This is a genomic window from Cobetia sp. BL01, assembly GCF_056493605.1.
In genome coordinates, this window is the sequence record NZ_JBVBEE010000001.1 from 284,176 (window position 1) to 298,434 (window position 14,259).

The window sequence follows — 14,259 nt, forward strand, 5'->3', positions numbered from 1 at the left end:
CAGGCGCGGCGGACGCGCGAGAAAATTCCTCTGATCACGCAAGACACGGGAACCGACGATACCTTACCCGTGTCGGGCTCAACCAGGCATGCGCTCAGTGTGCAGGCTAGCTTCCGCCAACGTCCAGCGTGCCGTACAGCCATGACTCAGCGCGTTGTCCTGATGCGAGGACAGAATCACCGCGCAACCCGCCTGGGACATCTGCTCGAGACGGATGGCCAGCTGCTCCACGGCGGCCTGGTCGAGATTGGCCGCTGGCTCATCCAGCAGCAGGACGGGAGGACGCGACAGCCAGGCGCGCGCCAGTGCCAGACGTGCACGCTCGCCACCGGACAGCGAGCGTGCCGGCTGACGGGCGTGCTCGCTCAGACCGCTCCACTCCAGCATGGCCTCGACCTGATCGCGCTGCTCGCCGGCAGAGCGCCGTTGCGGCTGCCAGCGCGCCGCCAGCACCAGGTTGCCGGCCACGCTGGTATCAAAGAGATAGGGTTGCTGGTGCAGATAGCGTATCTGGCCGGCGGCCCCCTTCTGCCAGCGAAGCTCTCCACCGCTGGCAGGCTGCATGCCGGCCAGCACTCTGAGCAAGGTGGTCTTGCCACTGCCATTGTCTCCGCTCAGATGTACCCAGCCGCGCCTCTGGTCTGGCGTCCACTCCAGAGAGGGTACCTGCCACAGCAAGCGGCCAGGGCTCGTGGGAGCGTCAGGCAGACGATACTGCAGGTCACGCACCCACAGCAGGCTTTCCTCGGCGACAGCTCGGGGCTCTGGCACAGACTCTGCCACGGGTTCTGACGACGAGGTCAGCACGGCCTCATGGGGAGATTCGCCCGGCGAGGAGGATGAGGGCGAAGAGTTGAGGGGGGACATCGAAACTCCAGACGACAATTCAGACTTGCGCGATGCGGTGATCCACGGCACGCCACTCAGACCTGTACGGCCAGCTGACCACGGCCACGCAGCAGCCCCAGCAGCAGATTGAGCACCAGGGCCAATACCAGCAGCACCATGCCCAGGGCGACCCCCTGAGCGTATTCTCCCTTGAGGGTCTCCAGGGCGATCGCGGTCGTGATGTTGCGGGTAAAGCCGGCAATGTTACCACCCACCATCATGGCGCAACCCACTTCCGCGATGATTCTACCAAACGCCGCCACCAACGCGGCCATCACCCCGAAGCGTGCCTCCATCACCAGCCGCCACAACGCCGCAGGCCGGGATGCCCCCAGTTGCAATGCGGTTTCCCAGGCACGCCTGTCCACGCCAGCCAGTGCTGCATGCAGCATCACCACCAATATCGGCAGCGCCAGCAGAATCTGGCCCAGAATCATCGCTGGCTGGGTGAACAGCAGATGCCAATCCCCCAGAGGGCCTGCCCGTGACAGCAGAATGAACAGCAGCAGCCCCACCACCACGGTAGGCACGGCCATCAGGGTATTCACCAGCGATATCAACAGCCAGCGCCCCGGGAAGGCGCAACGCACCAGCACGAAGGCGATCAACAGAGCCGGCGGCACAGCCACCAGCATGGCCATCAGCGAGACCCGGAAAGAGACGCCGATGATTTCCCAGAGTGCGGCGTCCATGCTCAGCAGGAGGCCCATGGCCTCCTGCGTGGTATGCCAGAGCGTCACGAACGCGGCGCCGCCTGCTGGGTGGCAGTCTCACCGCCGGCTGCCTGACCTGCACCACTGCCATCCGCTGTCTTCTGGGCATCGAAACCGGTTTCACCGTGGCTGGCATGGAACAGCGCCTGCCCCTTGAGACGGAAGTCATCGATCGCCTGCTGACCCTCACGGGAAATCAGCCACTGAGCCAGCGCACGGGCGCCTTCGGTGTTCAGACCTTCATGATTGGCCGGGTTGACCAGAATCACCTGGTAGGGATTGAACAGGCGCGCATCTCCCTCCACCAGCACGGAAAGGTCGAGCTTGTCCTGCATGGCAAGCCAGGTGCCGCGGTCACTCAGGGTGTAATCCTGCAGCTCGCTGGCCATGCTCAGCACCTTGCCCATCCCCTGCCCCACGGCCTTGTATGCCGAGAAGTCGGGGACGACATCGGCGCTCGCCCACAGCGACAGCTCCTTCTTGTGAGTCCCGGAGTCATCACCGCGTGACACGAAGCCGGCATTGCTCTCGGCAATTCTGGCCAGGGCCGCGTCCACGTCGGACATGCCCTCGACATTGGCCGGATCCGCCTTGGGCCCCAGCAGCACGAAGTCGTTGTACATCACGCCATGTGGCTCGATGCCATACCCGGCATCGACGAACTTGCGCTCCGCGCCCGGCGCATGCGTCATCACCAGATCCACATCGCCATCCTGCCCCATGCGCAATGCCTTGCCGGTCCCCACGGCGATCACCTGGATAGTGACATCGTTGGCCTGTTCGTATGCCGGCAACAGATTGTCCAGCAGGCCGGAATTGTAGGTACTGGTGGTGGTCGCGAGGCGGATGATGTCATCCGCGGCCTGAGCGGGCTGCAGGCTCAGCGCGCCGAGAGACAGACCGGCGATGGCACCCAGCAGATGGCGGGCGGAGAGGATGTGGCGATGCGGCATGAGGTAGCTCCCTGGCGTGTCATTATCGGGGTAATTCACGAGGGAGATGATCCTCCAGCGATGGCTGGCCATCTCCCCGCGGCAAGACATTGCAAGCAGCGTGCCCGCAAGGCCACGCTCTCGCCATTCACCTGGTGACTTGTCCTGCACATGGCCCGCTGGCAATGCCTGGATGTCCGGGTGAGCGCCGGCGAGAATACTGACAGGATATCGCCGTCCTGCCACAAGCGGGTCATCTTGACCCACCCGTGAGCCTGCGCGGGACGACACGATACACTGTTCCTTCGCGCTGGCCACCCGCTCGCGGCCCTGTCTCTCGCTGCCGCGATGGCGCCATGCGCGAGCCTCTGGACCTCGCTTCACCCGACACCGTGGTGACTGTGGCCGCGCCGGGCGAAAGCGAATGCCGAGAGAATGGCTAGATAAAGTACCGTGCGCCGCGCGACAATGAGCGAACGAACGCCACCCTGACACGCCATACCCGTATGACCATCGCCCCGATGCACGCCACGCATGATAGAGGAACGCCATGACCGTCCACGCCACCTCTCCCGCACGGGAGGCGCGTCGCGCCACGCACGACCAGGCTTTGCCGACCGCATCGGTCCTGATCGTCGATGACGAGCCGGGCATGCGGCGTTACCTGGAAAAGGCGCTGGCATCCCGCTTCGCGATGATCGAAGCCGTCGAAAGCGTCGAGCAGGCCGAATCGCTGCGCTCGCGCCTGCATTTTGATCTCATCCTGCTCGACATCCGCCTGCCGGGACGTGATGGCCTTGAGTGGGAGGAAGCCCTGTCACCGTCATCGGTCAGCGACGTCATCTTCATGACGGCCTATGCCGATCTCGATACCGCCGTACGTGCCCTGCGCGCAGGTGCCAGTGATTTCATCATCAAGCCGTTCCGCCTCGAACAGCTGCACGCCGCGATAGACCGCTGCCTCGAACGCCGCCAGCTGGCACGCGAGAACTTCCTGCTGCGTCGTGACAATGCACGCCACCAGGGTGAGGAGGCCAGCCTGCAGGGCGAGACCCCCGGCATGCAGGAACTCGCGCAGATCATCGCGCGCGTCGCGCCGGCCCCCTCTCCCGTGCTGATACTCGGGGAATCCGGCACCGGCAAGGAGCTGGCGGCACGTGACCTGCACCGCCTCTCCGGACGGCGCGGTGCCTTCGTACCGGTCAACTGTGGCGCCATCAGTCCGGAACTTCTGGAGAGCGAGCTTTTCGGTCACCTCAAGGGGGCCTTCACCGGCGCCCACCGCGGACGTGATGGGCTGTTCAGCTTCGCCGATGGCGGCACCCTGTTCCTGGATGAAATCGGCGAGATGCCGCTGACCATGCAGTCCAGGCTGTTGCGGGTACTGGAAACCCGACGCGTGCGCCCAGTGGGCGGTGAGCAGGAGCAGGCCGTCGATGTGCGCATCGTGGCCGCCACCCATCGCACGCTCGAGACGGAGGTCGCGGCGGGTCGCTTCCGGGAAGACCTCTACTACCGCTTGAACGTGCTCAGCTTGCAGCTGCCGGCACTGCGGGATCGCCCCGCGGACATTCCTGCCCTGGCCCTGCATTTCTCTCGACAGCTGTCGCGCGAACTGGGACTGCCCGAGGTCCCCTGGGATCACACCGACCTTGCGCGCCTGTGTCGCTATGCCTGGCCCGGCAACGTGCGTGAATTGAAGAATGTCATCGAGCGCGCGCTGCTGCTGGGACGCCTGCCCGGCGATGCCCTCCCGGCCTCCGGCACCTCTCTCACGTCTGGCCATGCCGCGATGCCCGGCGCCTCGGATGCACCAGGCGACGCTGCCGCTCCCCAGGCGGGGGGGGAGGCCGACAGCGAGGCTTCACACGGCTATCCGCTGGAGTGGTCGCTGGATCGTGTTGAGCAAGCGCATCTGCGTGCAGTACTGGAGCATCACGCCAACAACAAGTCCGCTGCCGCGCGTCAGCTGGGCATCTCGCGCAAGACGCTGGATCGCAAGCTGACCCACTGGCGCGCCGAGGCCGAGAGCGCCATGCCTGACCGCGACTCGTCTCACCGCTCGGCTGATGACCCTGCATGATCCAGCGCCTGCGCCATTACCTTGCCGGCTCGCTGCGCCGCCGCTTGCTGGTGCTGACGCTGGCCCCGCTGCTGCTGTTGCTGCTGGCGCTGGTCGGCCTGACCGCCTATTGGACCACCGCCTACACCGACCGCCAGCTGTACATGAACGTGCGCAGCGATCTCGATGTGGCAAGCCGCACGCTGCAACGTCAGCACCAGCGGCTTCGTGACGGCCTGGAAACCCTGCGCCGCAACCTTCGCCAGTCCACCACGCTGCCAGGCTCGTCCTCACCATCGACCGAGACACTGGCGCCTCGTCTGAAGGCGTTGCGTGAGACCCTCAACGCCGATTGGCTCCGCTGGCTGCCAGCGGAGCAGCTCGGACAGACGCCCGGTGTCGCCGCCCTGGTTCCGCGTCTGCGCCAGGGCGAGAATCTGGATGGCCTCGACATGCTCAGCGCCGATTCACTGGCATCTCTCGACCCCTTGCTGGCAGAGCGGGCCCGCCTGGCCCTGCGCCGGACACCTCATGCACAACCCAGCGCGCGGCGTGAGGAAACGCGCGGCATGCTGTTGCGTGCGCTGGTGCCGATCATGGATTCACGCGGGACGCTCGTGGGCGTGCTTGATGCCGGGCGGCTGCTCAATCGTGACCCGAACCTGGTGGATGAGATCCGCGATCTCCTCTACGGCCCGGGGACGCTGCCGCTGGATGGCACAGGCACCATCACCCTGTTTCTGGACGATGTCCGAATTGCCACCAACGTGACTGACAGCACCGGTGAACGCGCACTCGGCACGCAGGCCTCGCTCGAAGTGACCCGTCAGGTCATCGGTGAGGGGCAGCGCTACGTCAATCGCGCCTTCGTGGTACGCGACTGGTTCGTTGCCGCCTATGCGCCTCTGGATTCTCTGGACGGCCAGCGGATCGGCATGATCTACGCGGGCTACCCCCAGGCACCCTACGTGCGACTCTACCGGGAGACATTGGTCCACATCAGCCTGGTACTGCTGGCGGTCAGCCTGTTGGGAGTTCTACTGGTCTGGGGCGGGGTCGAGCGCCTGATGCGCCCCATTCGCCAGATACGCCATGTGGTGCATGCCGTTCGCGATGCACCCTCCAGTGATGGGCTGCGCATCGGGCCGCTTGCCTCGCTTGGGCCAGAACAGCGTCGTGGTGATGAGCTGGATGAGCTGGCGCAGGAATTCGATACCATGCTGGCGCGGCTGGAGGCGCACCGCAGCGAGATTCAGGCGGCCGCCAATACCCTGGAAGCCCAGGTCGAGGACCGCACGCGTGACTTGAGCGCACAGACGAACACGCTGCGCGAGCGCAGCCAGGCACTGGAGGAGCATGTCCGCCTGTTGCGCGAAGCACGCGCGAAGCTGTTGACCCGCGAGAAGCTGGCAGCACTCGGGGAACTCACGGCAGGCATCGGGCATGAGATCAACAATCCCGCCGCCGTCATCCTCGGGCATGTCGAGTTGATCGAGGTCATTCTCGGCGACCAGGCAGACCCCGTACGCGAGGAAATCGCGACCATCATCCATCAGGTGGAACGAATTCGCGCGCTGGTCGACAACCTGCGCCAATATGCACGTGACCCACATCAGGCGAGCCACCACGGCGCACAGGCAGAGCTGCCTGACCTGCCGGGCGAGACGCTCCCCACCACGCTGAGCCCCCCGAACCTCAGCCAGATTCATCCAGATGAGGCCATCCATAGCGTCGAAGTACTGGTACGCCATGCGCTGGATCATCACGGACACAGATTGACGCATGAGCTCTCGGCGACACGTCAGATCGAGGCCGACCGCGCCCAGCTGACACAGGTGCTGGTCAACCTGCTCATCAATGCCATCGAGATGGCACCCGGACCGGACACGCTATGCATCACCAGCGCCGATCGCGACGCGACGCTCGCCGGTGTGGAGGAGGATCATTCGCCGGTGATGACAGGAGACCCCGGCGGTGAGGTCGTGGCCGGCATCGAGATCCGGATCATCGATCACGGCAATGGCGTCCCGGAACACCTCAGGGAGCGCATCTTCATCCCTTTCTTCACCACGCGCGCCAACGGCTCCGGTATCGGTCTGTCGGTCTCGTCCGGGTTGATCACGCAACTGGGCGGACGACTGTGGCTGGAAGAGACGCCCGGGGGCGGCGCGACCTTCTGCCTGTGGCTGCCTTGTATCGCGCGGCGTCACCACGAAGACAACCAGGGCCGACACCTGCTCGAGACCCTGAGCGCCGGTGGCAGCAGCCGTGCCAGTTGATCCCCCTGCCCTGCCATCCACCGACCGGAGCCTTTGCCATATGCCATCGGCCAATTCGACTCCCTCTCCAGCCCGCCAGACCTCGACGGCATCCACCGATGAGCCACAAGCCCGTCACGCGAACACGTCGCCGACGCTTGGCCAGCGCCTGCGCATCCTGCGCACCCGCCACGGCCTGTCTCAACGCGAACTCGCCAAGCGCGCCAACGTGACCAACTCGACCATTTCCCAGGTCGAACAGGATGCCGTCAGCCCCTCTGTCAGCTCGCTCAACAAGATACTCGATGTCTTCCCTGTCTCGCTCAGTCACTTCTTCAGCGACGAGATCCCCGAGGCGCCTGCGCGAGTGCTGCGCCGTGAGGAGCATGCACCATGCGAGGAAAGCCCCGCTGACACGCGACTACGCAAGATTCCCGACTGGCCTGATGCCTCAGAACAGCGTCGTCAGAAACCGCAGGTCACGCTGGGGAGACTTGAAGACCAGGACAGCGTCAGCCTGCAGGCAAGCCATGACAGCCTCTTGCTCGTCACCCGCGGGCGACTGCGCATCGAGCTGCCGGCAGAAGCGCTCGATATCCACCTCAGATCCGGAGATGCCGTGCGGCTGCAGGCCGGAGAGCGCTACCGACTCCACCATGCCCAGGCGCAAGATGCTGATGGGTCTGAACCACTGGACGAGGAAAGCCTGACAGCCAGTCACTGGTCATGCATCGCCAGCGCGGGATAAACCGAAGGAGCCCCCTTTCTTCCCAGCGAGCCACGCATCAATCAAGAATGCCCCTCTTTCCTGTCAGTACCGCGACACGAAAGAGGGGCATTCATCAGAACCGCGATTCACCTGGGCATCCGCTCACTCGACAGGCCGAGAGGGTTTACTCCCCCTCTTTCGCCGGGGGCAGCACCAGATTGAGCACGATCCCCAGAATGGCCGCCAGGCTGACGCCCTGCAGCGTGAACTGGCCACCACCAACCTGCATGCCGCCAATCCCGAAGACCAGAATCAAGGACGCGATCACCAGATTGCGCGGCGCGGTAAGCGAATCACCGGCACGCACCAGGGTGTTCATTCCCACCACGGCGATCGACCCGAACAGCAGGCACATGATGCCACCCATGACAGGGGTGGGAATCGTCTGCAGTACCGCCCCCACCTTGCCGATGAAGGCAAGCGAGATGGCCACGCAGGCCGCGACGGTCATGACACGCGGATTGAAATTGCGCGTCAGCATGACAGCGCCCGTCACTTCCGAGTATGTCGTGTTGGGCGGTCCACCGAACAATGAGGCCGCGCTGGTGGCCAGGCCATCTCCCAGCAGTGTCCGATGCAGTCCCGGCTTCTTCAGATAGTTCTGACGCGTCACGGAGCCGATGGCCACCATGTCACCGATATGCTCCACGGCCGGCGCGATGGCGACCGGAATCATGAACAGGATGGCGGAGAACTCGAAGGTAGGAGCGGTGAAGCTTGGCAAGGCCAGCCACGCCGCCTCCGCCACAGGCGACAGGTCGATCACCCCCATGGCCAGTCCCAGCAGATAGCCGGTGATGATCCCGCCGAGAATCGGGATGAGGCGCCACAGTCCGCGACCGAAGATCGACAGTATCAGGGTGACGGCAAGACTCACCAGCGAGAGGGTCAGTGCCTGTCCATGAGAAATGGTGTCACTGAATTCCCCCGTGGCCATCTGGACGGCGGTCGGTGCCAGCGCCAGTCCGATCACCATGATGACAGGCCCCACCACCACGGCAGGCAACAGGCGATGCACGATACCGACGCCCTTGAGACGAATGCACTGCGCCAGCAGCACATAGACCAGTCCGGCAACGAACAATCCCCCCATGGTGGCGGGAATGCCGAAGTTGGCGACCGAACTCTGGATGGGAGCGATGAAGGCGAATGACGAGGCGAGGAAAACCGGCACGCTCGCCTTGGTGACGCTCTGGAAGACCAGCGTCCCGACCCCTGCCGTGAACAGCGCGACGTTGGGATCAAGGCCAGTCAGCAACGGCACCAGCACCAGCGCACCGAAGGCCACGAAGAGCATCTGTGCTCCCGTGATCAGCGTCGCCAGCGTGAAAGGCTCCTTCTCAGGAGTCTGGAGAGCATCATGAGAGGCAGAGGAAGCGGAGTCCGGGGCTTGAGAAGACGACATGGCGGAAGATTCTATTCAATGAACTGACGAAGGAAGGCCTCAACCTGACTGCTCAGACAGGTAAGGCAGATACAAAAACGCCCCACGCAAGGCGAAGGGCGTCGAGAGCTCAGGCGAGGCGCTTAGCGCGTGCCGAAGATCTTGTCACCGGCGTCACCAAGACCCGGGACGATGTAGCCATTCTCATCAAGACGATCATCGACGGAAGCCGTGAAGATCTCGATGTCAGGATAGGACTCCTGCACCTTGGCGATGCCTTCCGGTGCCGCGACCAGCACGATCACCTTGATCTGCTGGCAGCCCTTGGCCTTCAGCATGTCCAGCGTGGCGATCATGGAACCGCCTGTCGCCAGCATCGGGTCGATGACGATCGCCAGACGCTCATCGAGATCCGAGACGAACTTCTCGAAGTACGGTACCGGCTCGAGGGTTTCCTCATCACGGTACAGTCCCACCACGCTGATGCGCGCGCTGGGAATCAGGTCCGTCACCCCTTCCAGCATGCCGAGACCGGCACGCAGGATCGGCACGATGGTCACTTTCTTGCCCTTGATGCTCTGGACGTCCAGCTCGTTGCCGCTCCAGGCGTCAATGGTGGTAGTTTCCAGCTCAAGGTCCTGGGTTGCCTCATAGGTCAACAGCTTGGCGACCTCACTGGCCAGCTCACGGAAGCTCTTGGTGCTGATGCCTGCTGCACGCATCAGGCCGAGCTTGTGCTGGACCAGTGGATGATTGATGGCATGGACGCTCATGGAAATACCTCTTGGGACAGAAGATGGTGCTCATGATTGCGCAGCACTACCCCGCCAGCGAGGGACGATGGCAGGCAGAGAGGCTGGCAAATTGGGCGTATTCTAGCCGAGCAGGACTTTGATGTTAAGCGCACCCGACATCGTCACAGGCGAGGCGGTCAAGAAAATCGCCGACGGCTGAACAGTAATCAGGGTAATCGAAGCGCTCAGCCAGAATCTGACGCGCACGTCGGCCCATTTCACACCGAAGCTCAGGACTGGCGATCCATTTATCAAGCACTTCTGCTGCTGCCACTGGCGATATCACCCTGGCCGCAACGATGGCATCCTCGTCAGGCGAATAGACCCTGACCTCTGGCCCGACGAAAGCGAGATCATGCTCTGCAAGTTCACCTATGGATCTGATGGTGGGAAGCACGGCGCCATTCTCTCCCGCGATGACCTGCTCCGGCAGCCCATCGACATTGCCGACGATGGTCGGCACGCCATGCGCCAAGGCTTCCTGCACCACGTTACCGAATGGCTCACGCCAGGAAGGGCAGATGAAAGCATCCAGCGTGCAATAGAATTCCGACATCTCCTTAACCGCGCCATGAAACGTCACGACATCGGCCAGCCCCCACCTTGTCACCAGTGCTTGCAAGGGGTGTCGCAAAGGCCCGTCTCCCGCGATATGCAGCTCCACATTCGCATGGATGTCCCGCAGCAATCTGATGGTCTCGAGCGCCACGACAGGCGCCTTGAGTGCCGTCAGTCGACCGGCAAACCCCAACCGGAAGACGTCGCCGTCATGGGTTGCCGTCACCTGCGGTAGCGACATGGCATTGCGTGCCACAAGCGCCGGGCACTCCTCTGATAGACCTAGCTTCAGCTGGAGCATGCGCAGTGATGCATGGGAATTGCAGATGACGCCGGACCAGCGTTCCACGTAACGCTGGATATCGGGAGCCGGCTCGATGAACCAGGCGCTGCCTCTCTCGAAATGCACGATGGGTACGTCATTTGGGAGAGCAATGGGGAAGTTGCGATATTTATTCCAGATGACCAACTGCTCAAGCGTCAATGATTTCAGCAATTTCCGCTGATACGTAGAACGCAACCATGGAATCTGCTTGGGAAGATTGATGCCACGAGGTCCCTTGACGGAATGAATTCGCCAGAAATGATCACTCAATTCTTCTTGTACGATAGGGTGGATTCGATCGGTCATCGGAAGGACATGATAATCATTTCCGGCTTCCAGCATGGTAGTGAAGAAGCGTGAAAAGTGACGTTCCACTCCGCCCAGATTTCTCAGGCTGACGAGATGACCTATCTTCGGCTGACTTCCCATGGCGCTCCTTCTATGTGAATGCGTCCCTATCGGAAGCCAACATTATCACAACGGAAACATCAGCACCGCGCCATGCCTGACATCCCCGATGACTCACCTGCCCTCTCATGAGAGGATGAGTCCACACCCAACCTCCGACAATCATTGCTCAGGAAGGATACCCAAAATTGGCAAAGTCCTGTGCATATAGGATGGCCAACTTCTCTCGCGTGGCAGACGCCATACTTTCCTGAGCCACACGACAGCGGACATCCCCCTTGTTGCGATGAGCAATGGAGGAATCGATACCCAGCTTCTCAGCGACAATCTTGAAGTCCTGATCCAGCGTCTCGAAATGTCCCAGGAAATCCACCATCAACCTGTCATCTGCCGACATGATGAAAGAAGATTGAGAGTGGAATAACAGATGACTGCGAAAAGCACCTTGCCAGAGCCCGGTTTCCACAAAGTCATCAAAGCCACGATACTTTGCGAGTGAGGCTGCCACGCGACTGTCCTCAGGCCCCTGATTCCCACCCTTCAATATATAATGGTATGCGGAAAAAGCGCGATCATAGGGATTTCGCACAAAGGAGAACTTGAAGTAATTATTGAATTTCTTGCTATCTGCTTTTTTATAAGTTTGCCAGGAAACATGATCTCGGCCTTTTTCACTCTTCTTTCCCAATGCGGCTAGAACCGAGGTCCCGGCGGCCTTGGGAATATGTATGAAAATACATTTGTTGCGATCAAAGTGTTTACGATAAGGGAATTCGTGCTTCAACCACATGACAAGCCTCATACATAGATTGCGAATGATCCATCACCTTGCCGCAAGAGTAGGCAAACAATACGCATTTTTCGTGTACATACCGTCAAAAAAAGGAAGAAGTAGATCATGCGCCAGCGCAATGTTACAGTACATGGAAATAGACTTACGGTGTGACCATCAGCCATGCTCCATATTTTTATATCGTGCGATGAAAACTATGCGCCTCATCTAGCCACGACCATCATGTCCATACTTGATAACTGTCAAAAGCCAGAAGCGCTGAGCTTCATCATTGGTGATGGAGGACTGTCGTCCGACACCATTTCCAGATTGCACGCAATGATCGCGCCCTACCAGTCACAGATCACCTTTACTTACCTGCACGAGAGCAAGTTTGAAGGACTGGAGGTCAAACGTTACGGGCTTTCCATCTATTTCAGATTATATCTGAGTGAGGTCATCGACCCTTCCATTCAACATATCGTATGCATTGATTGCGATACTATCGTCGTGGACGATATTACGACGATCATGGATGACCTGCCGACCCAGGACTTCACGCTGGCCGCTGTGGAGAATATTGGCCGATCTCCTTATAAATCATTGGGCCTGGAGAAAGGCAAATACTTCAACTGCGGCTTGATGTTGATCAACATGCCTCGCTGGAAGGAATATAATATTGGCGAGAGGGCATTATATTTCTTGAGAAAACACCCCGAACTCTGTCTATATCCTGAACAATCCGCACTGAATAAAATTCTCGACGGCCAATGGACACAATTACCGTTGGTCTGGAATGCTCAACGTCCTGCTTACAAGATTCTTGAGAAAAGAATGGATGAACAGCATAGAGCGGAACATGAATTCCTGGAGTCCATCGAGAAACCCAAGATGATTCACTACATGGGAAAAGGCAGCAAGCCTTGGGAATATGGCTCACTGCATCCATTGAAGGATGTTTACTTTTATTATAGAGCCAAGACGCCATGGGCCTCTGGCAATATCGTCAACAACAAGACACTCAAGAAATCCATTCTGTCTTATATTGAATTGCAGAAGTTATACAAGTACCACAAGAGAAGATCCATGAGCCAGGAGTTGCTTGACGCTCATCGATAACGATTTCCTTGAATGGCATCTCTCGGAGATGCCATTCAATTCATCATCATGGCCGCCTCTTGATTACCGCTTGTCCACTACCTCGGCAATGAAGTCACCAATCCCCTGGCAGTACCGTTGCTGACAGAAATCTCGTGCGATGATCTCGCGGGCGACCGTCCCCATCTCTCTCCGCTGCTCCGGGCTTTCCGCCCAACGCTGCAGGACATCGGCAATGGCGGCCGAGTCCAGGACATGCGCCTGCACGATGGCATCGCGCTCGGGTGAATAGACTCTGTCCGGCCCCTGGACGAAGTCTTCTCCATAACGGGCGAGCTCACCCTTCGGGCGTCCGGGTGTCAGCACCTCACCATTGAGGCCGGAGGTGATCTGCTCCGGCAATCCATCGACATTGCCGACGATCGCAGGCACTCCATGCGCCAGGGCTTCCTGCACTACATTGCCGAACGGCTCGCGCCAGGAAGGACAGATGAAGGCATCGAGGAAAGAATAGAATTCACTCATGTCACTGAGCAGGCCACAGAAGCGGACACTGTCTTCAAGCCCCCACTCGATGACCAATGACTTGAGAGCCGCCTCCAGCGTCCCCGTACCAGCGATCCAAAGCTCAGCATGGGGCACACTGACCTTGAGATCTCGCAGCGCCTCGATGGCAATCACTGGCGCCTTGAGGCCGGTCAGGCGTCCTGCAAAACCGATTCTGAATCGCGAAGCCGGATGCGTGGAGGCCTTCTCGGGCAGCATGATGGAATTGCGCACCACCTTGCAGGGCAAGGTGTCACGGATGCCGAGCGACAATTTCAACATGCGACTGGCGGCATGGGAGTTGCAGATGATGCCATCGAGCCTCGAGAGGTAATCCTCGACCTCGGGGGTAGGCTCCACGAACCAGGCAGCGCCATGCTCGTAATGGATGAGGCTGATGTGCTCAGGAAAATGCAGAGGATGGTGACGCAGCTTGTTCCACACCACGATTGCCTGCATCTCTTCATCATCGAGCAATCGCGCCTGGCAGTTATCCCGCAGCCAGGGGAGCTGACGCGGGATCTTGATACCGAGATAGCGCTTTATATCGTGCACGCGACCTGGAAAGTCCGCATAGACGGACTGCAGCATCGGATGAATCTCGGGGGTCTGCAACAGCACATGATGATCACGCTCATTGGCGGCCATGCGATAGAAATTGGTGAAGGTGCGCTCGGCCCCTCCCAGGTTCTTGAGACTGATCAGATGACCCGCGCGAGGTCCTTGCAATGTCGGATGCGTCAATGTGGTTT

12 protein-coding genes are annotated in these 14,259 nt (G+C 60.6%); 4 read left to right on the plus strand and 8 right to left on the minus strand.

What is annotated here, in order from left to right; genetic code table 11:
- Positions 1–78: 78 nt before the first annotated feature.
- The 3 genes from ACZYGA_RS01160 to ACZYGA_RS01170 are packed head-to-tail and all read right to left on the minus strand — an operon-like array spanning position 79 to position 2,554.
- Entirely contained in the window at positions 79–867 is a 789-nt protein-coding gene (locus tag ACZYGA_RS01160) for an ABC transporter ATP-binding protein (RefSeq protein ID WP_404625189.1), read from the minus strand.
- A 56-nt stretch (positions 868–923) separates the two neighbouring features.
- A complete protein-coding gene (locus ACZYGA_RS01165; protein WP_205632739.1) occupies positions 924–1,598 on the minus strand; it encodes an ABC transporter permease in 675 nt (224 codons plus the stop codon).
- A 26-nt stretch (positions 1,599–1,624) separates the two neighbouring features.
- The gene (locus ACZYGA_RS01170) at positions 1,625–2,554 is read right to left on the minus strand and encodes an ABC transporter substrate-binding protein (protein WP_084208151.1); all 930 of its coding nucleotides are present in this window, start codon (positions 2,552–2,554) and stop codon (positions 1,625–1,627) included.
- Between the two features lie 529 nt (positions 2,555–3,083).
- On the opposite strand from ACZYGA_RS01170, the gene ACZYGA_RS01175 reads away from it, so the two are divergent.
- From ACZYGA_RS01175 to ACZYGA_RS01185, 3 genes are read left to right on the plus strand one after another with little or no spacing between them, the layout of a single operon-like run.
- A complete protein-coding gene (locus tag ACZYGA_RS01175; RefSeq protein WP_404625187.1) occupies positions 3,084–4,616 on the plus strand; it encodes a sigma-54-dependent transcriptional regulator in 1,533 nt (510 codons plus the stop codon).
- Positions 4,613–6,874 carry a cache domain-containing protein gene (locus tag ACZYGA_RS01180; RefSeq protein WP_404625186.1) on the plus strand — a complete coding sequence of 754 codons (2,262 nt, stop codon included), beginning with the start codon at positions 4,613–4,615 and terminating at the stop codon, positions 6,872–6,874. The genes ACZYGA_RS01175 and ACZYGA_RS01180 overlap by 4 nt, the downstream gene beginning before the upstream one ends.
- A gap of 40 nt (positions 6,875–6,914) precedes the next feature.
- Complete coding sequence (locus ACZYGA_RS01185) at positions 6,915–7,601, plus strand: helix-turn-helix domain-containing protein (RefSeq protein ID WP_404625184.1); 687 nt, start codon at positions 6,915–6,917, stop codon at positions 7,599–7,601.
- A gap of 145 nt (positions 7,602–7,746) precedes the next feature.
- Here the strand turns inward: ACZYGA_RS01185 and ACZYGA_RS01190 are convergent, their stop codons facing one another.
- From ACZYGA_RS01190 to ACZYGA_RS01205, 4 genes are all read right to left on the minus strand, one after another.
- Complete coding sequence (locus tag ACZYGA_RS01190; protein WP_141392396.1) at positions 7,747–9,027, minus strand: uracil-xanthine permease family protein; 1,281 nt, start codon at positions 9,025–9,027, stop codon at positions 7,747–7,749.
- Between the two features lie 122 nt (positions 9,028–9,149).
- On the minus strand, positions 9,150–9,779 hold the full coding sequence (upp, locus tag ACZYGA_RS01195) for a uracil phosphoribosyltransferase (RefSeq protein ID WP_077374565.1): 630 nt from the start codon (positions 9,777–9,779) through the stop codon (positions 9,150–9,152).
- 124 nt (positions 9,780–9,903) lie between these two features.
- Positions 9,904–11,112 carry a glycosyltransferase gene (locus ACZYGA_RS01200; RefSeq protein ID WP_404625182.1) on the minus strand — a complete coding sequence of 403 codons (1,209 nt, stop codon included), beginning with the start codon at positions 11,110–11,112 and terminating at the stop codon, positions 9,904–9,906.
- Between the two features lie 148 nt (positions 11,113–11,260).
- A complete protein-coding gene (locus tag ACZYGA_RS01205) occupies positions 11,261–11,881 on the minus strand; it encodes a sulfotransferase family 2 domain-containing protein (RefSeq protein WP_404625181.1) in 621 nt (206 codons plus the stop codon).
- 165 nt (positions 11,882–12,046) lie between these two features.
- Between ACZYGA_RS01205 and ACZYGA_RS01210 the strand changes: the two genes are divergently transcribed.
- Positions 12,047–12,982 carry a glycosyltransferase family 8 protein gene (locus ACZYGA_RS01210; RefSeq protein ID WP_136938673.1) on the plus strand — a complete coding sequence of 312 codons (936 nt, stop codon included), beginning with the start codon at positions 12,047–12,049 and terminating at the stop codon, positions 12,980–12,982.
- Positions 12,983–13,045: 63 nt separating this feature from the next.
- Here the strand turns inward: ACZYGA_RS01210 and ACZYGA_RS01215 are convergent, their stop codons facing one another.
- Complete coding sequence (locus ACZYGA_RS01215; protein WP_404625179.1) at positions 13,046–14,236, minus strand: glycosyltransferase family 4 protein; 1,191 nt, start codon at positions 14,234–14,236, stop codon at positions 13,046–13,048.
- Positions 14,237–14,259 lie beyond the last annotated feature (23 nt).

Excerpts from the sequence above, each read along its gene's own strand:
- ACZYGA_RS01185 (WP_404625184.1), top strand. The coding sequence starts at position 6,915 with ATGCCATCGGCCAATTCGACTCCCTCTCCAGCCCGCCAGACCTCGACG.
- ACZYGA_RS01190 (WP_141392396.1), bottom strand. The coding sequence starts at position 9,027 with ATGTCGTCTTCTCAAGCCCCGGACTCCGCTTCCTCTGCCTCTCATGAT.
- ACZYGA_RS01160 (WP_404625189.1), bottom strand. The coding sequence starts at position 867 with ATGTCCCCCCTCAACTCTTCGCCCTCATCCTCCTCGCCGGGCGAATCT.
- ACZYGA_RS01170 (WP_084208151.1), bottom strand. The coding sequence starts at position 2,554 with ATGCCGCATCGCCACATCCTCTCCGCCCGCCATCTGCTGGGTGCCATC.
- ACZYGA_RS01165 (WP_205632739.1), bottom strand. The coding sequence starts at position 1,598 with ATGGGCCTCCTGCTGAGCATGGACGCCGCACTCTGGGAAATCATCGGC.
- ACZYGA_RS01175 (WP_404625187.1), top strand. The coding sequence starts at position 3,084 with ATGACCGTCCACGCCACCTCTCCCGCACGGGAGGCGCGTCGCGCCACG.
- upp (WP_077374565.1), bottom strand. The coding sequence starts at position 9,779 with ATGAGCGTCCATGCCATCAATCATCCACTGGTCCAGCACAAGCTCGGC.
- ACZYGA_RS01205 (WP_404625181.1), bottom strand. The coding sequence starts at position 11,881 with ATGTGGTTGAAGCACGAATTCCCTTATCGTAAACACTTTGATCGCAAC.
- ACZYGA_RS01180 (WP_404625186.1), top strand. The coding sequence starts at position 4,613 with ATGATCCAGCGCCTGCGCCATTACCTTGCCGGCTCGCTGCGCCGCCGC.
- ACZYGA_RS01210 (WP_136938673.1), top strand. The coding sequence starts at position 12,047 with ATGCTCCATATTTTTATATCGTGCGATGAAAACTATGCGCCTCATCTA.
- ACZYGA_RS01200 (WP_404625182.1), bottom strand. The coding sequence starts at position 11,112 with ATGGGAAGTCAGCCGAAGATAGGTCATCTCGTCAGCCTGAGAAATCTG.